A 20,304-nucleotide genomic window follows, 5' to 3' on the forward strand; every position below is an offset into this window, starting at 1 on the left:
GTCACTCGATTTAACAAAAAAAAACTCTATGAGGTACTCTTCCCCATAGAGTTTATTACTTTGGTTAAATTAGCAGTTAACAATTAACTAGTAGAAAATATTTCTTCTGCACTAGCAGATTGTTCTTTCGATGTAATTTACCTATTTACTCTAAAACCAATATTATCAATTTTGACATGTCCAGATTCCATATCATCAAATATAAACTCTATTGAAGTGATACTATCTGTTTTAATTTCTGCATTATCTGTTAAGAATTGTTCTTCTTTCACAGAAACAGTTTGAAACTGATGTTTGTACTCATATTCATTAAACAAGAAATCCACTTTATATAATTGTACTGGTAACGAAGGATATACTATAGTAGTATCACTGATTTTCACATTAGCTACGTTACCAAAGATATCCGTAATACGTACGGTTCCATCAATTATTTGCTTATCCCCATTCTCATTTTCTACATTCATATCTGCTATATCGAATTGCAGATCTTTACCCGTCATCTCATAAACAGGTATCTCAAACTTGACTGTAGCCTCATTCGTATCTCTCCACTTAAGTCTAAGTGCATAATTCTCATTCGTACCACCGTCACCATATGCAGTCTTCATCTCTTCCCATATCCTTGTACGGGAGGTGGAGATCTTAGCACCTGACATGGTTGCAGTTGTTAGATCCGAATCCTCTTCAAAATCACTTACACAATCAAAACTGGAATCTTGGTACAATTGTTGATAAACCGTCTTTGGAAGATACTCTTCATAAGCAAGGTAATTACTGAATAATTCCTTATTCGTCTCGTCCCCCTTCAAGGTTACGTCTAAGAATAACTTTGTGAATATCTTAAGTATCTCTTTTTGATTTTTCGTTGTTATCAGATTCTTAACATTCAAGAAATAGTGACTCGGAAATCCCATGTCATACCTTCCCCATTCACTATTGAATTGTCCATGATTGGCTCCTGCTACATAGAGTGCAGATTTAAAGTAGTTTCCTTCCCCACTAAACGTGGTATTCTTATATAATTTGTTCCCCATAACCGTTCGTACGTCTTGATCATTCGTCCCATGTATGAGCAGATAATTCACATCTGATATTGATACTTCATGCTGTGCAGGCATGTACTGATCAGCGGTTGGCGCAATCGCGATGATTGATTTGATTGAAAAATTATAATCCAATTTAATGTTACCATTATCCGGATACACGTCATATTCATTGAATAGATATGCCGTAGATACACATTCTCCACCTCTTGAATGTCCTGCAATTGCTATGTTTTCTTCATCAATTTTTCCATATAGTGGATTCGTTTTATCCTTATTAAACTTAAGAACTTGTTTAATATTCTCAAGCAATAGAATTGCTCTAGCATCATTCTCATTACTTAACTCATTACAACTATTCTCATTAACCGATACTACAACATAACCATTTGATGCTAGATATTTACCTAGATAATCATAACCAAGATAAGAATCGGTTGTATAGTTATGATTTCCGTGCACGATAAATAATACCGGACACTCATCTTCTGTAACCGGATACCATACCTTTCCTGTTATAGGCGCTTCTTTTAAATCATAGTCAAAGTACTGATTCATTACCCAACCAGAGACAGAACTTCTCTGCGCAAATGTTGATAAGTTGTATACAGAAGATTGTAAATCAAAAGAATCACCAATACCATATTCTAATGATGTTGTTTCATAATCTCCCTTCACCGTAGCTTTTTTGAAAGCATTATCTACCTTAAGCAGGTTATCATCAAGTATTTTTTCCTCTTTCATTGTGAGATAATCCTCAATATATTGATCTTTGAATCCTTCATCCGTTAGTAGTGCTCCAATAATACCCAACCCCGAAGTTGTAATAACTAAGGTGATAACTAGGGTAATCGTTCGTCTTCTTAACTTAACGATTGCCCACATACTTCTTCCAAAGAAATCTAGAAGGATAACGGTAAGAACAGCTAGGTAAAAATTAGCATCCGTCCGATCCCCTTGCGTCGCTACGGTTGCAATTGTATAGATAATTACAACAGGAAGGCACCAGTATATGAGTCCCTTTCTTCTGTTCCCAAATAGTACCTTAGATGCAAGAAATATCAAACAAAACAGTACAATCGTTATCACTACTCCTACTAGATAACAGATCTTTATACTTAGTGGCGAGAAATACAACTTCAAATCTGCAGCCACTCCTATTGCGGTTACTAATACAGAACAGATGGCAAGGCCTTTATACGTATCTCCGAAGTTTCTTTGCCAATAGGAACGGAATATATGCCATACTTTTTTTACTATTGCTATTACTCTATTTTTTGAATCTTTTATCATTTTTAATTTACTGTTACTCTCCATAGTTACCCCCTCCTGGTAATTCTATATCCATATTACTATTACGTTAGTGCTTGCTTATCACTTTAGCATCTCGTAATAATAATGTCAATTTAAGAATGGTAGGGAACTATTGTAAATTAATTGGTCGAATTTTGCAGAAAATAAGTTGTGGTTTTGCTATCATAGGTTGCATATACTTGATTGGCACTTGGATTATAATTATTAGGTGATTTAATCGTATAAACCAATGCCTCTATTTGGTTTGTTGTAAGTTCATTTGGTTCAACTCCATAATAGTGATTTGCCGCTTCCTTAATGCCGTAGCAATTCTCACCAAAATAAATCACATTGCAATATAATTCTAAAATCTCCTCTTTCGTTAACTTGTCTTCTAATTCTCTAACAACAAATACTTCGGCAACTTTACGTTCTAACTTCTTATCAAAGGAGAAGAACATATTCTTAGCAAGCTGTTGTGTAATCGTACTTCCCCCTTCTTTGAAGGCTCTTGCTTTCACATTGTTAATCATAGCACGAGCTGTTGCTAAGTAATCAATTCCGCTATGCTTATAGAATCTCTTATCCTCTGATTTCACAAGACTAGTAAGGTATTCATCGGATATTTGATCCAACGGTAGATAATCTTCGTCTGACTGAATCTCTGCCACCTTCTCATCAATACTAATTTCAGTGACTGCTGCTTCGTACATAGCATATCCACGTATAATAATTGGTGTAACTAGACAACCTACAGCTATCATACAAACTAGACAAAATCCAAGAACACCATATAATAATTTTCTTTTTTTACTCATAGAAAAACCCCCTTCTATTATATATAACGTATTAAAGTGCAAATTTTCTTCAAATCTTGTAAATCACTTTCTATGCACTATATGACATTATAATAACAGAAGGGGGTAATCGCTACCATTTATCTAACTTACAGTAACCTAACATTTTTGTAAGGTTTTACATCTATTGTCTATTGTTCTTCCTTAATTACTTTCAACAGATAAGCCCAGTCACCATAATATACTACACTTAATGAATCTCCGTCAGCTGTTGTTATTTTCTTTAAAGCAATTGCATTAATTGGTTGTTGTTCTGGTGGAGTACTGAAAGCAACTCCACTGTCAGGATCAACTAATAATTTCGTAGATTCATTATTTGTCATAAAATCTTTGATTGCCTTATAATCTTTTTTAGGCAAATCTTTCAAAACAGCTTTACTATCCCATATGTAATTCTTAACTTCTTTCATAGGAGAAGAATCTCTCGTTATATCTCCCATCTCATCTGTCATATTAGTAAGTAACTGTTCTTCTGTAATGTTCGGATATCTCATAACTACTGCTTGCAGTCTACCACCATGATCTGTAATCTTACATAATTCCTTCGAGAACAGCAGATAGATTTGTGCATCTGAACCGAATTTCGTGATTGGCTCTGCTAGAATAACTGCTACATGCATTCCATCATCTAATTCAACCGTTTCGTATTTCGCGTCGCCAATAACTGCTAACGCATCTCTTTGCGTCATTCCCCAGGTTATCCCTTTCATCGGAGGATTAAACCCCTTACTGCTTTCCTTCTTCTTACAAGCTGCAAAACTTAGAATGAACACGATTAGTAAAGTAACTAACAACAAACGTTTTCGCATACTTTGCCTTCCTTTTATATTCTCTTACTATTTACTATTATAATATTGGGAAAGGCATATGATGTCTATTTTATGAAAATATTTTAAAATTGTATAAAAACTTCACTGAGATACTTGATTAAATGGAAACCTTTTGTGATAATCCTAATCCTAATCTGAACAAAGCCAATGCCAAGACCATTTGAGAATCCCAACGAGGTCTTGGCATTGTAAAAGTTTAAACATATTGATTCATTTTCTAAATCTTTAAAGCGAGTTTTAAGTTCACTCTTTTTCAGAATTTTGAAATTTCTTAAGAGCTTTTGACACATCGCCATGAATAAGAATATTTAGATGCTCTATTATATACGATGGGTTTTCCTTCATACCTTTTCGAATCCAATCTAACATAAGTCCTACGAATGCATATTTATAGAAGTTTGCAATAAAATCTTTATCGCTCTGTTTAATTTGCATTCCCTTTGCTTTTTCTTCAATAACTCCAATTAATAACGCATACGTTTCCTTATATAGAAAATTCTCTAGGTAATCTCTACTAACAGAATTGTATGTGTTAAGTACGAATTCTCGATTGCTTTGTACATACTCAAAGATATAATAAAATCCCTGTTGCCAGGTATCATACGTATTCTTACCATCTAAAGCCTTCGTAGCTTCGTTCAAATATACCCATTCTAACAAATCATAAATATCCTGAAAATGATAATAGAATGTCTGGCGATTTACTTCACAATCATTAACAATATCAATTACAGTAATCTTATCTAGTGGTCTCTCTGCTAATAGCTTCTTTAATGAAGCTGCTAATGCTTTCTTCGTAATCTTTGACACGTGGCATTCCTCCTACATCGTACCCTTATTGTATCATAATCAATTACGAAATTCTAGAAGAACAACTTTCTGATTCCTTTTCTTCTACTATATATTGGGCCCACAACGCCAACTAAGAACGCAACACACCAAATTCGAATACACCATAACTTACCTTGAGTTGCTAGACTTGCTACCTTGACTAACGAATTGATATCCTCCGGAAAACGCTGTAATACAATTAACAGTAACGTATTCTCAACAAGATCGAATATTCCTCTTATTACTGGTATTACATACAAAAGCCCTTTTATCTTCTTACTCTTAACAAAAGCATACACTATGTATAATAGGTAGAATTGCAATGCACCAAACGTTAGAATAAACAAGTAATCACATACAAAATATTGGCGATATACTGTAAATCCTTTTGGCTCCATATTGGTAAGTACTTGATTTACCTGTTCCACATCATAGGCCTTCATGTCGAAGGTTCCGTAACCATGATTATATTTTGCTAACTCATTACTACTATACGGACTAAATTCTACAAAGTATAAGGTAATTCCAAACAATGCAATTAATAGCATTGGTATCCATTTTCTACTTTTGTTTTTCATGATATGAATCTCCCTTATTATATTTACTTTAATTCAATGTCCATCGTATTACATTTACATCATATTATTGGTTCGTAGTCATAAACACAATTTTAAACTCCACTTAATCTCTATCTAGGTTAATTATTCCAACGATTCAATAATCTCCATAACATTCTTATTGGCGCGACAATGATACGTACAAGAGCCACATTTTATACATGTATTCATAAGCTTTGACTGTGCTTCTTTTATGTTTCCCCGTTCTATAGCTTTCACTACTGCATTCACGGGTATCCTGGCTGGACATTTTCTTGCACAAGCGCCACAATTCTTACATGGATTTTGATTACTAAATCGAATTGGTTCTTGATAACCCACAAAATTAATATGTACATCCACACATTCCCCCTCTGTAACTGGATGTGCATTCATAATTCCGCCGCCACAGTATGCTTCTAATGACGCCTGCTTACCATAGATTTTTTCCAATAGCGTACGTATCCTCATTCCATACGGAGCACGTACTACTGTTGCTTGTGAAGTGAATAGATTAGCGACTGTAAGATATCTACCTGTGTTATTATAGCCATTCTTAATAATTTGTCCTAGCGTGTAGACGGTTTGAATATTCAAGATAAGGATTCCGTGCTTTGCAGGAATCTCCTCTTTCCCAAGTCTTTTCCCTGTTATAAACTCAATTAATATATGTTCTTCCCCCATTGGGTAACGATTTGGCACTTGAACGAAACGAATCTTTCCCTCTGATTTGTGTAATCCTTTGGTAGCTACTACTATGTCTGCAAATCCAATATACGCATTGAGAACTTCAATTCCTTCTTTAATTTCCTCAAGACGGTTCTTCAGTAGCCATGAATCATGAATTAATCCTGGGTCGCATTCCACACCATTCACTAATAATATACGTTTGCTCTCCTTGGACTCTATCAAAGTTCGTATCTTATCTGCTACCTGATAACCTCCTCCACTTAAACCTTCCAGATTGCTGTCTTTGATTGTTGCTACGATACTCTCTACATTCAATCCCTTACTTTTCCTATTGCTCTGCAACTTTTCCTGCTGCAACTTTTCCTCTTGCTTTATATCAAGGTTAACAAAGCTACTTCCTTCATTCAATTTAACAACCTTATAGATCTTAGCTTTGGCTCCTCCACCACGAATCTTTTTATATTGCTTCCTATCTTCCTTTTGAATTCCTTTCATCATACGATTTGATTTACATAACCTCTTAGTAATTATCGGATTTCCCATATCCATACCCCTTTCAAATAAATTCCTGTTGTTAGTTATTCCTTCGTATCATTTAGATTATTACTCATAAAATTCTCCACATGCTTTCTTAGGTGTCTTTCAAGAGTTTCGTCCTCCTCCTTTACCGTATGAAACAAGAAAAAGGGAGCGTATAGTTCCATAGCCATTACATAAGCATCGTTATCCTTCATGACCTTTGCTTGTATTAACTCTTCGAATATACTCTTTTGACCTGCTATAGGCATATCTATAAAGATCTTCTTATATAGCTCTGCAATCTTGGGATTTCTGAATTGTTCAATAATTAATATCTGCCTAAAATGCTGAATCCACGGGTCCTTTGTCTGATACCGAAACATCATCATACAAGAATCTACTAGATTGTCAGAATTCAAATGCCTAATATCCACTTTCGTATATTGTTGTTTAAACCGCTCGATACTCTGTTCCACAATTGTGTCAAAGATTGCTTGCTTGCTGCTAAAGTGTTTATATAATGCACTATCTCTTACGCCTACCGCAGCCGCAATTGTTCTAACAGATACACTTTCAAACCCATTCACAGCAAACAGTTTCAATGATTCTTCTATTATTCTTTCTTTAGTTGACATGTCTATCCTCCTCTAGATAAAGGTGAGCAAGTGCTCACATTTATTATATGTTAGCACTTGCTCACTTGTCAATATCTTTTTATTCAATTTATTTACAATCATTCTATAATTTACTTGACTATTTGTGTGAAGCTAAGCTAGAACGAGTTTTACGTTGAATATAGCAGCTAGTTACGTCTCCAAATCTTAGAGTGCGAAGATTGAGTTATTGAATTGTACTCAATACTTTTTTGTTATTATCGCGATATACTAGTAATGTTAACAATCCTAATACTACAATTGTAATTAACATAATACTATTTGAATCCATATTACCTAATACAGCAATTAATACACCTGGAACTGCTATGATTATCAAAGATACGAGCATAGAAATGAATCCTGCGCCACTTTGTTTCACGACTACAGCTTCTGATTCCCAGTTAAACATCGGCATCCGCAAATTGATTGCTATCCCCACAACTGACATAAACAAGATATACACAATTGGAACTAACACCAGCATGATATAACCAATTATTGAAGTTCTTATCGTAAAAAACAAAATAATTGCTGACAAGAATACAAAAGGATATCCAATCGTCAGATTCACTAGAATCTTACTATCTAATACTGTTTTCGTACTAACTGGCATGGACTTTGGTATCCACCATTGCTTACCTTCCAAGGAGATAGAACATATCGTTGTAGGTATAAGGCAGCACATACCAGCCATTACAAGTGGCAATGCCTTGTGAATGACTCCCGTCATTTGTAAAGTCTCTTCTAATTCATCAACACCCATAACACGCATCGCAATACATGCAACGACCATCATAATATAACCAATTGCAGTATTCATTACATAGATACTGGAAGAAAAATATCTTCGTAATTCTTTTTTATAAAATGCCATCAATGCTGAACTCGCTTTCATCTCTTTCATAACGAAATTATTCTTTGTGGCCCTTGCATTTATCGCACTACAGATTTCAACAAACTTCCACTGCACAATTAATACTAATAACAAAAACACACCTATCGATATAAGAACAAATGCTAAAAAGGATACCATATCCTGATTGATTATCCCTTGGGAAAACAGTCGTGCCGGAGGATATAATGCATAGATTTGTTTTGTTAGAATCGTTGACAATTTAGCCAAAGCTCCTGTATCAATATTCGTTGATTTTGATGACATACCAAAGGATGCTACCAGTGCTGCCATTGTTAACATCGTTGATAGTACTATTGTAACTAGGTTTTTATGTTTCATCCTTGAGCTAATAGCAATGATTAATGCACCAATTGCAGTTGCTATCGTCATAGGAATTAATGGTAACAAAAAAACACTAATAGCCATCATTACATAAAACCAACTATTGGGTCTTTGATAGATTCCATACACGATCGAACTGGGAACTACCGTAAGTAAACTTAGAACTACATTACCGATGTACATACTGATAAAACGACTTGCAACAATCGCCGCTGGTTTAATTGGTAGCGAAATAAGCATCTCGTAGGACTTCATCTGGAATAAGATGCTTCTTGCTTTCAGTATAGAGAATACTAAGATCACCAAACTTGTTATCATTAATATGTAAGCAGGTATGATATCAGCTAAACCAATCTGATTCAAACCATATGCAAGCATAGTAATATAGGTTACTCCCATACAGGCAAGTATTAGGAATGAAATTGCCAACATCCACACGTTTGTTACCTTCTTCTTATCCTTTGAATATCTCGCTACATTAATTCCCCATGTATTGCACAGTGTTACGCCTACCAGCTTTCTAATCTGCTTAAGCATGATCAGCTACCTCCATGAATACATCTTCTAGTGACTGCCCCTTGGTAAGTTCGTTCGTGTTGCCTGATGCCATTAGTTTTCCATTCTTAATAATCGCAATTTTATTACAAAGTTTCTCCGCTACATCAAGTACATGGGTAGAGAAAAAGATTGCGCTACCTTGCTCACATAAGCTACGCATGGTATTCTTAAGAATAATAGCCGCCTTAGGATCTAAACCAACGAATGGCTCATCAAGTATTAGTAATTTAGGGTCATGTATCAATGCAGATATGATTGCTAATTTTTGTTTCATACCATGGGAATACGATGAAATTAAATCGCCTAATACACTGGTAATTTCAAAATCATTCGCATATCTTCTAATCTTATCTTCCCTGTCTTTTGCTGATACCTCGAATATATCACCAACAAAATTCAGATATTGAATCCCGGTTAGATGCTCATACAAATCTGGATTATCGGGTATATAGGCTAACTTCTTCTTACAATTAATTGGGCTCACACGAATGGATTCACCATCAATTAATATGTCACCTTCATCAAAATCAATAATTCCAACAACAGCTTTGATTGTAGTCGTTTTACCCGCTCCATTATGCCCGATAAAACCGTAGATATCACCCGCCTGAATATCTAGGCTTAAGTTTGAGACTGCTTCTTTACCACCCTTATAACGCTTAGTAATATTCTTAATTTGTAACATGATCTCTCTCCTCTTCTTTCTAACTTTCTTTCAAAACATCTAAATTAACTATCTTACTCTTCTTCACATGGGGATAGTATAAATGTAAACCTACGTTCTTTTCTGTCCTTAGAAGGTTTATTATCTACTCCCCGTTTAATTACCTGTCCTATCTCGTCTAACATCTCGCGCAATTCATCATCGGATAATAATAAAGTCGATGTGGATAACGATAAGATATCTTTAATTGGATCAGCCTCTTCATCTTCAAAATAATGTTTAAAAGATCCCATTAATGATAATAAAGTAGATTGAATCAAACCCGATACTTCATCCTTTTGATATCCACCGTATGCCTCCTTTGCAAGCCCATACGTCTTTTCAATGGTTCCTCTAATTTTGTTTTCTTCCACAACGGTGATACACTCGGCCTCTAACAAGATTCTTAGATGACGATATAAACTAGCCTGAGGTATATCTTGTAATTCCTCTAACATCTGACTTGTAGTTGCTGTTCCTCTCCTAATCAACAATTGAATTACACGTTGCCTAATTGGATTCATAATAACTTTAGTAAAATCTTTATTCATATAATCTTTACACTACTTTCTCATTAACTTTTTATTTTATTGTTACCACTTTTGATTATATTATCATTTTTAATAATATTCAAGTACTTTTTATAGAAATTACCAAAAATGGTATTTAAACTATGCACTTGCTTGTTTTATTATTTTTTATATTGCTATATACATAAATAAGCAAAGAATGATGCTACCAAATGATCATTTTTTTGGCATCTTTCTTTGCTTATTTATGTTTTATTTTTATTTCATTCATGGTACAAATATAGTCTACTTCATGAACTTATCAATTGCTTCAGATAGTTGATGAATGGCTTGATGATCCTCTTCTTCAATGGCTTCTACAATACAATGATTGATATGATTCTTCAAAACTACCTTACCTGTATTATTAATGGCCGAACGAACTGCTGCTAATTGAATTAAAACCTCGCTACAATCCACATCATTCTCCACCATTCTTTTAACTGCTTCTAGATGGCCGGCTGCTCTAGATAATCGATTCACGATAGCCTTTTTCTCTTCTGCACTATGAACATGCTTATGAACGTGCGTATGACCATGCATCTGATTATCCTTATGACCATGGCTATCTTCATGCGATTGCATTTGCTCATGAATATGCGTATGCATTTTATTATCTTCCATATCGTCTTTATGGATTTGAGTTCCCTTTGTCTGTACTTTTCCCATATTACCCCCCTGGTTCTCTTTACCTTAATTATACTGGTTTTTACCTATTAATCAACCAAATTCTCATGGGTTTTAAGTAATCTACTCTAGTAGATAACCAGAAACAATACCAATTAATCCAGACACGCAAATCACCCAAACTGGATTTGATTTTTTGTACAACATAAATATGGATACTATAATAATACCGATTGAAGTTAACACCCCGCTACTGGAAACTATTGTTTCTGTACTGATATGAAATACCGATTTCCCAATTGATAGCGCTGCTGCTGCAATTAGACCAACTACTGCTGGATGTAGACCATTCATGCAACCATTCACTATTTTGCTTTCTTTGAACTTGTCGTAACATTTTGCTAATAGAAGTATGATGATAAAGGATGGTAATACAACACCTAGTGTAGCTGAAATCGCACCAAAAACTCCTCCTACAACACTACCTACATAAGTTGATACATTAACGGCAAAGGGTCCTGGTGTACTTTCACTAACTGCTACGAAATTAACCAGCTCATCAAGTTCCATCCACTTATTATTCATTACCTCCTTCTCAATAAGAGGTAGCATTGCATAACCACCACCGAAGGTAAACAATCCTATTCTAAAAAACGAAATAAACAACATAAAATATATCATTGTGAATCCTTTCTAGCCATAATACTGCTAAAACAAAACCCAATTATAGCGCATAGAATAAGAATCAAAATTGCACTGGCGTTAAAAAAACCTACACTGATAAACGCAGCCACCATGATACTATAGCTAAACCAATTTTTCTTACATTGTTTATACATAGAATAGCATGCGCTTAAGATAAGAACGAAAACTCCTGCACGAATCCCTGTAAATGCATATTGTACAGCACGGAATTCTTCAAATTGCTTCAAGACAAAAGAGATGGCTAATATAATTAAAAATGATGGCAATGTTACTCCCAGTGTTGCCATCATTGCTCCAAAAACACCACCCAATTGATATCCTACGAAAGTAGCCGAATTAACCGCAAAAGCCCCAGGCGTTGATTCTGATACCGCAATGATGTCCATCATGTCTTTTTCGTCAATCCACTTTCTCTCAACAACTTCTCTTCGTATCAATGGTATCATTGCATAGCCACCACCGAAGGTAAAGGCACCTATCTTAAAAAATGTTAGGAACAGTTGCCCATATTGTTTCTTCAGCCCCATTTGATAAACCTCCTTATTCGAATAAACACAAGACACATTCTATTCATGTATAAGACATAGAGCGATTCCGCCATCGTCTAAATGAATAAAGCTGTTAATTGTTATCAGATAAGTATCTTTTCTTATCTAATACCAAATAACAGCTTTCTTTATTCCTAATTATCTTCAATTTTTAGAATACTATCCATTACACTATATGCATTGAGAAAAATTGCTGGTCAATGGGACATATTCTCCACCAACCTTATTCATTATTATAGCCCCGTATAAGAGAGCCAATTAAAATCAGCAAAACTATTGCTCTCTCTACCTTTTGACGTGATATACATGCCAATCGTACAACCTACAAATCCACCAGCCACTTCTGTACTCAGGGTATTCGTGTTAATGTTCTGTGCAAGAACCTGTTCTTTCCCATCTTGCTTATAACGGATCGAAAGTACTTGATCTTGTCCCGATACTGTAATTACTAGTGGTCTAGGCATAATTTCTTTCCTACCAAGTTCAAAACTCTCTTCGTTGTTTCTCATCAACGCTTTCATATAGGTCTTATCGTCCTCTTTCACCACTGTAACTGTTAAATAATATTCATTACTTTGTACAATTGCCATACCAGCTTCTTCACCTTCCACGATGTTACAAGTTAGACGAGTAGAGGCTTGGAAACGATGATGTTGCTGTCTCACACCTACATAAGTAGAGCTAACTAAATCATCAATTGTTTCCTTACGGGCATGCATTCTTAGAATCCCTTGTTCTGGAAGAATCTCATATGCCGATTCATCAGGGTTGTGTAAGAATACGAAGTGTGGATCCCACTTTTTTTCATAGAAGTGATAACAGTGATTATGATATGTTTGTTCTTGTTCTTCCAATGGCACCTCAATTTCATCTGTTATGATTCCGAATCCTTTATTCACCACCGGCCATCCATCTTCCCAATCTACTTTAGCCAAGAAGGTTTCTCTTCCCATATTACAATAGCCTTGTTTTGGTCTTGATGCTAATAATACCATATACCATTCACCGTTCTTATCCTGAACCAAATCACCATGACCTGTATTAATAATGGGATTATTCTTTCCAAGGTGTCTATGAGTAACAATCGGATTTCTCGGACAGGATTCATACGATCCAAACAATTCCTTACTTCTTGCGATGGTTACGGAATGCTCAAATCCTGTTCCACCTTCTGCAATCATTACATAATAATAGTCACCTATTCTGTATAGATGAGGTCCCTCTACCCAATTGGAAGGATTCATAGAACCTCTCCAAAGGACACGAGAGTTGCCTAATAAGATACCTGCTTTTAGATCTAATTCCTGAATCCATATTTCACAGTCTCCCCAGTAAGCTTCACCGTCAGAATTGGCTCTTTGTCCCACATAATACGCTTTACCATCTACATCAAAGAATAACGTTGGATCAATTCCATCGGCACCCACTAAGAAATACGGTTCTGACCAAGGACCAGCTGGGTCTGTTGCTGTAACATAGAAGTTACCACCACCGCCTACATTGGTGGTTATCATATAGAATGTTCCATCATGATAGCGAATACTAGGTGCAAAGATACCACCAGAATGCCATTGATCATCAAGACTAACTTGACTCTTTCTTGTTAATACGTTACCTATTTGAGTCCAGTTTTTCAAATCTCTACTATGAAAAATCGGTACTCCAGGGAAATATGTAAATGTAGAATTCACAAGGTAAAAATCTTCTCCAACTGCACAGATGGATGGGTCTGGATAATAACCAGGTAGGATTGGATTTGTCACTTTCATATAAATAACCATGCCTTTCTTAAAACCTGCGAACTTTTGGTCGCAGGAACAAATTTGCTTGTTGTTATATTCAAAAGTATAGCGATTTTCACCTTGTAATTCTTCAATTGACTTGCTAATAACTAGTACAATTCTGCTTTGCTTATCAATTCTTGACTAATTAGTTGTCTGTCTCATCCCATGGATAGATTACGCCCCACTCTTTACGAAGAGAATCCATTAATTCCATCACCTTAATTGTTTCTGCATGTGGCATCTGTGGGCATTCCAAAAGACCATTTTTCATCGCTTCTACACAAGCTTCCACCTGATACTCATAGCCAGTTATTTGATCCTTAAACGTTTCTTTCTTAAGTAATTCATCATTACTATTATACACTCGAATCTCTTCACAGTTATTTATGTTCTGAATCTCCATATAACCTTGTGTCCCACTAATGATTCCCATTCGATTGGTTCTTGCCATGAATGTGCTATGAAGAGAAGCCATCTTCCCGTCTGCATAAGATAAGGTAATTGTATTCATGCTGTCCACATCAGTGTCCGTTATTATCGCAGTTGAAGATACCTCTGAATAATTAGAACCAAGAACCATACAAGCAAAATTAATCGGATACACTCCCAGATCAAGTAACGCTCCACCTGCTAATTCTGGTTTAACTAAGCGCTCCACTTGACCAATCGCATAGCCTAGATTCGCAGTTACAGAAGTCACATCACCAATTATTCCACTATCAATAACTGCCTGTATTCTTTCTCGACTTGGCATATATCTTGTCCAAATTGCTTCTGTAATAAATACTTTCTTTTCCTTGGCAAGCGAAAGAATTTCCTTTGCTTGTTTTGCATTGGCGGTGAAGGCTTTCTCACATAACACAGGTTTCCCATGTTCAATACATAGTTTAGCATGTGCATAATGATGGGAATGGGGTGTCGCAATATAAACCAATTCTACCTCATCATCTTGCACGAGTTCTTCGTACGAACCGTATGCTTTCTCAAATCCATTCTTTGTGGCGAACTCAGTGGCTTTATCTAAATCACGAGAAGCTACCGCATAGCTTTCAATACCTGTCATCTTACTTATCGTACTCGCCATAGTCTGCGCAATATTCCCTGCTCCAAGAATTGCAAATTTCATATTCTTATACCTCCTTTTATCTATATACTACTTATTATACACGTATATCCTGTGTATTACTATAAAAACACGCTATCATAAACTCACTTTTTCGTACATTCACTTTATCTTAAACTTACGTAATATATATTCTAATAAAGAAAATATGCTCCTCCTTGTAGTCAGTAGTAGTTACAATCGGTATTGCTTATCATAACTAACTACCACAAAGGGAGCACATCAACTTGTGAATGTTTTCTACCAATTACCTATTCCTGTTACATAGCTTCACGTAATTTTTTAGCAAGCTCTTCACACGTTTCATCATCAATCATAACTTTACCACTATTCATGGTAAATGTTCCACCCCATTCGCTTCCACCTTCGTATTTGGGAACTAGGTGAAAATGTAAGTGGTGCCCAGTATCACCATATGCACCATAATTGATTTTGTTTGGCGAGAAAGCTTTATGCATAGCACCAGCTACTTTAGCAATTTCAGCAAAATAATCATTTCTTTCTTCATCTGTTAAGTCAATTAATTCGCTTACATGTTTTTTATGAGCTACTATTACACGACCTGGATTGCTTTGTTCCTTAAAGATAAATACCAGACTATTCTCCATCTCAATTGCTAAGTATCCAAATGTAGCTACTAGCTCGCCCTGCATGCAATAGGCACAATTCTGATCTTTCATACTACTCTCCTTATGTAATTCAATTCGTATTTTGCCAAAAGAATCAGATAATAACTCCTGCTTTCATAATAACATAAACCAAAGAAAATAACCATCTTGTTAAACAAGTTTTGGTCGTAAGTTTACTTAGAAATATGTATTTACTTCCATTCCCTAGGATAATTCTAAGTATTCGTTACTTGTAACTTTGAAACATTGTGGCTTTTTATGCGTAAGTTCTTCGCTCCGCCTATCTGGTTGTGAATCACCAACATAGATCGAATAGGTTCCAGGTAACACCACTCGTTTGCCTTCCTCATCACATAAGGAGAAGGCTTCTATTCCCAAATGAATACCTATATGTTTCGTTCCACCTATAGCTAATGCTACTTTCTTAAAGGCTTTAAGTCCTGCATTTGGCGTATTCTCACGCTCTGCTTTCACATAAACTTGAACGGTTTCTCTTGCATCCATATTTCCTGTATTGGTTACATCACAAGTGATTTCAACGCCCTCCTTTGTTATTACATCTGAAGATAAAGCCACATTTTCAATCTCAAATGTAGTATAGGATAGTCCATAACCAAATGGATAAAGTGCCTCGTTCTTCATATAACGATAGGTTCTATTCTTCATAGAATAATCCGTGAAAGCAGGTAATTCTTCTGTGGTACGATAGAATGTGATTGGTAATTTAGCTTCTGGTGAGAACTCACCGAATAACACTTCTGCAATTGCCTTACCACCTTGTGCACCTGGATACCAGCCTTGAATAATTGCCGGTATGTGTTCCTCTGCAAAGTTAACTGCTAATGCACTTCCTGATAAAATCACTAAAACAACTGGTTTTCCTGATTCATACATTACCTTTAATACTTCTTCTTGTAAACCTGGAAGACTCAGATTCGGTTTATCTCCACTTGCGTATTGATTACCTTCGTCCCCTTCTTCTCCTTCTAATCCAGAATCTAATCCAAGGCAGGCAATCAAGACATCACTTTCCTTGCAGATTCCTCTTACTTCAGCAATTCGATCATTTTCTTTTCCCAAACCGCTAATTCGGTCTTTATATAGATGGCAGCCTTCTGAATATAAAACACGAACATCATCACCAAGATAATCCTGAATCCCTTCATTAATCGTTACATAACGAGATGCTGTTCCTTCATAATTACCAACTAGTGCTCTTCTGTTATCTGCATTCGGACCAATAATCCCAATAGTCTTAATCCCATTCTTATCAAGAGGTAGTAAGTTTCCTTCATTCTTTAGCAATACTAAGGTCTTTCTAGCCGTATCAAGATTCTTTTCCTTCATTGCTCTAGAATCTACAATTGTATAATTAATTGCGTTGTATGGTACTTTCTTAGGCTCATCAAACAATCCTAACTTCATTCTAGTTGTGAACAGACGCTCCACAGCAGTCGTTACTTGTTCCTCTGAAACCTTCCCTTCCTTAACAGCTTGCGCTAGATATAGGAATATATTCCCACAATTTAAATCGCAGCCCATAGAAACAGCTAAAGCTACCGAATCAACTGCGGAGTCCGTTACATGGTGATATTCATGAAAATCTTTAATTGCCCAACAATCCGATACTACATGACCATCAAATCCCCATTGCTCTCTTAAGGTATCTTTTAATAAAAACTTACTTCCACAGCAAGGTTCGCCGTTCGTCCGATTATAAGCACCCATCACGGTTTCCACTTTGGCTTCCTTCACACACGCTTCGAAGGCTGGTAGATACGTCTCCCACATATCTTGCATGTTAACTTCTGCATTAAACGAGTGACGAATATCCTCTGGTCCTGAATGTACTGCAAAATGTTTTGCACAAGCAGCAGTCTTTAGATAATTCTCATCCTCTCCTTGAAGACCTTTTATATAACTAACTCCTAATCTAGCAGTTAAATAAGGGTCTTCCCCATAGGTTTCATGACCGCGTCCCCATCTTGGATCTCTGAATATGTTTACATTTGGAGCCCAAAAAGTAAGTCCTTTATAGATATCCGTATCACCAAATTCTTGTTGCATATTAAACTTCGCTCTGGCTTCCGTTGAGACAGCATCTGCAACCGATTCAAGTAAGTCCTCATCAAAACTTGCTGCAAGTCCAATGGCTTGTGGGAAAATCGTTGCTACTCCGGCTCTTGCAACTCCATGTAATCCTTCATTCCACCAGTTATATGAATTAACACCAAGTCGTTCAATTGCTGGTGCTCCATGTAACATCTGAAAACATTTTTCTTCTAGTGTCATCTTACTTACAAGTTCTTTTGCAAGTTCTTTATATTCTTTGATCTTTTGGGTATTATGTACTAATTCTGCCATAAAATTCACCTTCCGTATTCGTTTTTTTATCATATATTAATAAATTCCAATATAATATCCTCACAAACATTACTGCTCACTATCTAAATCAACACAAATCCTTAATAAATCGTTCTATTTTTTGTGTCTATAATTCCTGATTTACGATAAAAATACGTGTTAATCTGATCTCTCCATTCCTTTGCGAGGCGTAATTGCTCCTCTAGACGAGGCACCATTCTATTATAGACTGCTAAAGGTAAATACTCTTTAATCTTATCCAAAGCCTTCATCATATTTTCTACATTTTCAACTCCATCAAAATGTGTATCATAGATATGTTGAATTACGGACTTTCCGCTTTTTAATATATGGGTATATGATACATGATGAAAGAATAAGAGTAATTCATCAGGGCATGTTTCAACTGAATTGTAGGTGCTTGCCAAAGGCTCTTGATACGTAATCGCATACCCTGTTCCCCTCTCACTTCGGTCCACTCCAATCCCTAGATGATCTGCTCGGTGGTAAGTTCCCCAACGATCATATTCATAACCATCTACATTAGGACCATAATGATGATTGGGATTTACCATCCAACCGATTCCAAGTGGTGCTGTATATTGTTCATAGATAGGCCATGACCTCATTAATATATCTGTTATTGTAGTAATCATCTCTTTATTGGAACCAAAAGTCACTTCTACCCATTCCCTAGCGATATCCTCTGCAGTACAATCCTTTTGATAGGCTAATCTACCAAAACCATATAGATTCGCTGCTGCCAAATCATGTCCTGTCCAGTTTGAATCATTCCCTGTATTAGCAACTGCCGCAATACCGCAATTCTTCTGATTTAATGCTTGACCGCTAATGATTTCTCGAATCGTGTCTTTCTGATCTTGTAGATATGTATGGAACTGTAATATTTGTTCAAACATCGGTATAAGATAGCAAATATGTTTCTGTTGTCCTGTATATTCTTGTGCTATCTGCACTTCTAACATTTGATTTGTATGATGTAATGCCCCAAACAGTGGTGTAATCGGTTCCCTAACTTGAAAGTCCATTGGTCCATTCTTAATCTGCAAAATCACATTGTCAAGAAACTTACCATCTAACGGTTTGAAATTATCATATCCTGCTCTAGCACGGTCTGTTACTTTGTCTCTCCAATCTTGCTGACAATTATATACGAAGCATCTCCATATGATTAACCCTTCAAAAGGTGCTACAGCTTCCGCTAGCATATTGGCGCCGTCGGCATGAGTCCTTCCATATGTAAAAGGCCCAGGTCTTCCCTCTGAATCTGCTTTTATTAAGAAACCTCCAAGGTTTGGAATATTCTGATAAACTTCCACCATCTTTTCTTTCCACCAAGTTCTTACTTCTTCATTTAAAGGATCTGCACTATGCAAACCACCAAGTTCCATAGGTGCTGCAAAATTCAAACTTAGAAATAATTGAATCCCATATTCTTTGAAGATACTTGCCATTGCACGAAGTTTATCAAAATACATATCACTAATCAAATCAGTTGCACAGTCCTTCACATTTACATTATTAATAACTGTGGCGTTGATCCCAACCGAAGCTAGTAACCTAGCATACATTCTTGTTCTTTCATTCACCATAATTTCATTGTCCTGAAAGAAGAAAGAATTCCCTGCATATCCTCTTTCAATACTACCATCTAAGTTATCCCAATGGTTTAACATTCGATATGGAATATCTGGTTCCATCTTATAATCTATGTTTCTAACAGACTGATTTCTTTGTAAATAACGAATTAATTCGAATACACCATATAAAAAACCTTTACTATCTCCTGCTTGTATTACGATAACCTGTTCTTTCGCATATATATGATACCCTTCTTTTTGAATACTTTGATCAGCCACGAAATAAATACCCGAATTCATATTGTATTCTTCCCGCCCATTAGGATTATGTATTCTATCACAATCAATTCCAAGAATTTCTTTAACTGCTAGTTGTAATTCCTTAATTGCGGTTTCTATTACCAAATCTGATTCTCTAACATAGATGCAACAAAAGAATGTACAATCCTTATAATTACTTAATCTATGGTATTTTAGCCAAGCTTTTTCATATTCCATAATACTTTGTTTACTCCTTTTCACATGAATAAATGGTTGA

The 20,304-nt window shown here is 35.8% G+C and carries 18 protein-coding genes; all 18 read right to left on the bottom strand.

Annotated features, from left to right (window positions below):
• Window positions 1–137: 137 nt before the first annotated feature.
• Window positions 138–2,363, bottom strand: a complete 2,226-nt coding sequence (locus BUB90_RS02165; RefSeq protein WP_073282261.1) for an alpha/beta hydrolase family protein — start codon at window positions 2,361–2,363, stop codon at window positions 138–140.
• A gap of 116 nt (window positions 2,364–2,479) precedes the next feature.
• Window positions 2,480–3,157, bottom strand: a complete 678-nt coding sequence (locus BUB90_RS02170) for a biosynthetic peptidoglycan transglycosylase (protein ID WP_073282263.1) — start codon at window positions 3,155–3,157, stop codon at window positions 2,480–2,482.
• Window positions 3,158–3,327: 170 nt separating this feature from the next.
• Complete coding sequence (locus BUB90_RS02175; protein WP_073282265.1) at window positions 3,328–4,005, bottom strand: hypothetical protein; 678 nt, start codon at window positions 4,003–4,005, stop codon at window positions 3,328–3,330.
• 264 nt (window positions 4,006–4,269) lie between these two features.
• The gene (locus tag BUB90_RS02180; RefSeq protein ID WP_073282267.1) at window positions 4,270–4,836 is read right to left on the bottom strand and encodes a TetR/AcrR family transcriptional regulator; all 567 of its coding nucleotides are present in this window, start codon (window positions 4,834–4,836) and stop codon (window positions 4,270–4,272) included.
• A 53-nt stretch (window positions 4,837–4,889) separates the two neighbouring features.
• Window positions 4,890–5,435: a hypothetical protein gene (locus BUB90_RS02185; RefSeq protein WP_073282269.1), complete on the bottom strand. Its 546-nt coding sequence runs from the start codon at window positions 5,433–5,435 to the stop codon at window positions 4,890–4,892.
• A 123-nt stretch (window positions 5,436–5,558) separates the two neighbouring features.
• Complete coding sequence (locus tag BUB90_RS02190) at window positions 5,559–6,686, bottom strand: 4Fe-4S dicluster domain-containing protein (RefSeq protein ID WP_073282271.1); 1,128 nt, start codon at window positions 6,684–6,686, stop codon at window positions 5,559–5,561.
• 35 nt (window positions 6,687–6,721) lie between these two features.
• The gene (locus BUB90_RS02195) at window positions 6,722–7,297 is read right to left on the bottom strand and encodes a TetR/AcrR family transcriptional regulator (protein WP_073282274.1); all 576 of its coding nucleotides are present in this window, start codon (window positions 7,295–7,297) and stop codon (window positions 6,722–6,724) included.
• Between the two features lie 205 nt (window positions 7,298–7,502).
• Window positions 7,503–9,092, bottom strand: coding sequence for a putative ABC transporter permease subunit (locus BUB90_RS02200; RefSeq protein WP_073282276.1), 1,590 nt, complete (start codon window positions 9,090–9,092; stop codon window positions 7,503–7,505).
• Entirely contained in the window at window positions 9,085–9,798 is a 714-nt protein-coding gene (locus tag BUB90_RS02205; RefSeq protein ID WP_073282278.1) for an ABC transporter ATP-binding protein, read from the bottom strand. Before BUB90_RS02205 ends, BUB90_RS02200 begins: the two co-directional genes overlap by 8 nt.
• 53 nt (window positions 9,799–9,851) lie before the next feature.
• A complete protein-coding gene (locus tag BUB90_RS02210) occupies window positions 9,852–10,367 on the bottom strand; it encodes a helix-turn-helix domain-containing protein (RefSeq protein ID WP_073282280.1) in 516 nt (171 codons plus the stop codon).
• A 264-nt stretch (window positions 10,368–10,631) separates the two neighbouring features.
• Complete coding sequence (locus BUB90_RS02215) at window positions 10,632–11,009, bottom strand: metal-sensing transcriptional repressor (protein ID WP_073282579.1); 378 nt, start codon at window positions 11,007–11,009, stop codon at window positions 10,632–10,634.
• A 126-nt stretch (window positions 11,010–11,135) separates the two neighbouring features.
• Window positions 11,136–11,693, bottom strand: coding sequence for a chromate transporter (locus BUB90_RS02220; RefSeq protein WP_073282282.1), 558 nt, complete (start codon window positions 11,691–11,693; stop codon window positions 11,136–11,138).
• Window positions 11,690–12,244 carry a chromate transporter gene (locus tag BUB90_RS02225; RefSeq protein ID WP_073282284.1) on the bottom strand — a complete coding sequence of 185 codons (555 nt, stop codon included), beginning with the start codon at window positions 12,242–12,244 and terminating at the stop codon, window positions 11,690–11,692. Before BUB90_RS02225 ends, BUB90_RS02220 begins: the two co-directional genes overlap by 4 nt.
• A gap of 254 nt (window positions 12,245–12,498) precedes the next feature.
• Window positions 12,499–14,034, bottom strand: a complete 1,536-nt coding sequence (locus BUB90_RS02230; RefSeq protein WP_073282286.1) for a glycoside hydrolase family 43 protein — start codon at window positions 14,032–14,034, stop codon at window positions 12,499–12,501.
• A 160-nt stretch (window positions 14,035–14,194) separates the two neighbouring features.
• On the bottom strand, window positions 14,195–15,175 hold the full coding sequence (locus BUB90_RS02235) for a Gfo/Idh/MocA family protein (protein ID WP_073282288.1): 981 nt from the start codon (window positions 15,173–15,175) through the stop codon (window positions 14,195–14,197).
• Window positions 15,176–15,432: 257 nt separating this feature from the next.
• A complete protein-coding gene (locus BUB90_RS02240; RefSeq protein WP_073282290.1) occupies window positions 15,433–15,852 on the bottom strand; it encodes an HIT family protein in 420 nt (139 codons plus the stop codon).
• 153 nt (window positions 15,853–16,005) lie between these two features.
• Window positions 16,006–18,165 (bottom strand): glycoside hydrolase family 3 C-terminal domain-containing protein, encoded by a 2,160-nt coding sequence (locus tag BUB90_RS02245; RefSeq protein ID WP_073282292.1) that lies wholly within the window; start codon window positions 18,163–18,165, stop codon window positions 16,006–16,008.
• Window positions 18,166–18,266: 101 nt separating this feature from the next.
• The gene (locus BUB90_RS02250; RefSeq protein ID WP_073282294.1) at window positions 18,267–20,264 is read right to left on the bottom strand and encodes an alpha-glucuronidase family glycosyl hydrolase; all 1,998 of its coding nucleotides are present in this window, start codon (window positions 20,262–20,264) and stop codon (window positions 18,267–18,269) included.
• Between the last annotated feature and the right edge of the window lie 40 nt (window positions 20,265–20,304).

Source organism: Anaerosporobacter mobilis DSM 15930, assembly GCF_900142955.1.
GTDB lineage: Bacteria > Bacillota > Clostridia > Lachnospirales > Lachnospiraceae > Anaerosporobacter > Anaerosporobacter mobilis.

Bases quoted from the DNA above. Each gene is read 5' to 3' on its own strand.
- BUB90_RS02165 (WP_073282261.1), bottom strand. From the start codon at position 2,363: ATGGAGAGTAACAGTAAATTAAAAATGATAAAAGATTCAAAAAATAGA.
- BUB90_RS02170 (WP_073282263.1), bottom strand. From the start codon at position 3,157: ATGAGTAAAAAAAGAAAATTATTATATGGTGTTCTTGGATTTTGTCTA.
- BUB90_RS02175 (WP_073282265.1), bottom strand. From the start codon at position 4,005: ATGCGAAAACGTTTGTTGTTAGTTACTTTACTAATCGTGTTCATTCTA.
- BUB90_RS02185 (WP_073282269.1), bottom strand. From the start codon at position 5,435: ATGAAAAACAAAAGTAGAAAATGGATACCAATGCTATTAATTGCATTG.
- BUB90_RS02190 (WP_073282271.1), bottom strand. From the start codon at position 6,686: ATGGGAAATCCGATAATTACTAAGAGGTTATGTAAATCAAATCGTATG.
- BUB90_RS02195 (WP_073282274.1), bottom strand. From the start codon at position 7,297: ATGTCAACTAAAGAAAGAATAATAGAAGAATCATTGAAACTGTTTGCT.
- BUB90_RS02200 (WP_073282276.1), bottom strand. From the start codon at position 9,092: ATGCTTAAGCAGATTAGAAAGCTGGTAGGCGTAACACTGTGCAATACA.
- BUB90_RS02205 (WP_073282278.1), bottom strand. From the start codon at position 9,798: ATGTTACAAATTAAGAATATTACTAAGCGTTATAAGGGTGGTAAAGAA.
- BUB90_RS02210 (WP_073282280.1), bottom strand. From the start codon at position 10,367: ATGAATAAAGATTTTACTAAAGTTATTATGAATCCAATTAGGCAACGT.
- BUB90_RS02215 (WP_073282579.1), bottom strand. From the start codon at position 11,009: ATGGAAGATAATAAAATGCATACGCATATTCATGAGCAAATGCAATCG.
- BUB90_RS02220 (WP_073282282.1), bottom strand. From the start codon at position 11,693: ATGATATATTTTATGTTGTTTATTTCGTTTTTTAGAATAGGATTGTTT.
- BUB90_RS02225 (WP_073282284.1), bottom strand. From the start codon at position 12,244: ATGGGGCTGAAGAAACAATATGGGCAACTGTTCCTAACATTTTTTAAG.
- BUB90_RS02230 (WP_073282286.1), bottom strand. From the start codon at position 14,034: ATGAAAGTGACAAATCCAATCCTACCTGGTTATTATCCAGACCCATCC.
- BUB90_RS02235 (WP_073282288.1), bottom strand. From the start codon at position 15,175: ATGAAATTTGCAATTCTTGGAGCAGGGAATATTGCGCAGACTATGGCG.
- BUB90_RS02240 (WP_073282290.1), bottom strand. From the start codon at position 15,852: ATGAAAGATCAGAATTGTGCCTATTGCATGCAGGGCGAGCTAGTAGCT.
- BUB90_RS02245 (WP_073282292.1), bottom strand. From the start codon at position 18,165: ATGGCAGAATTAGTACATAATACCCAAAAGATCAAAGAATATAAAGAA.
- BUB90_RS02250 (WP_073282294.1), bottom strand. From the start codon at position 20,264: ATGGAATATGAAAAAGCTTGGCTAAAATACCATAGATTAAGTAATTAT.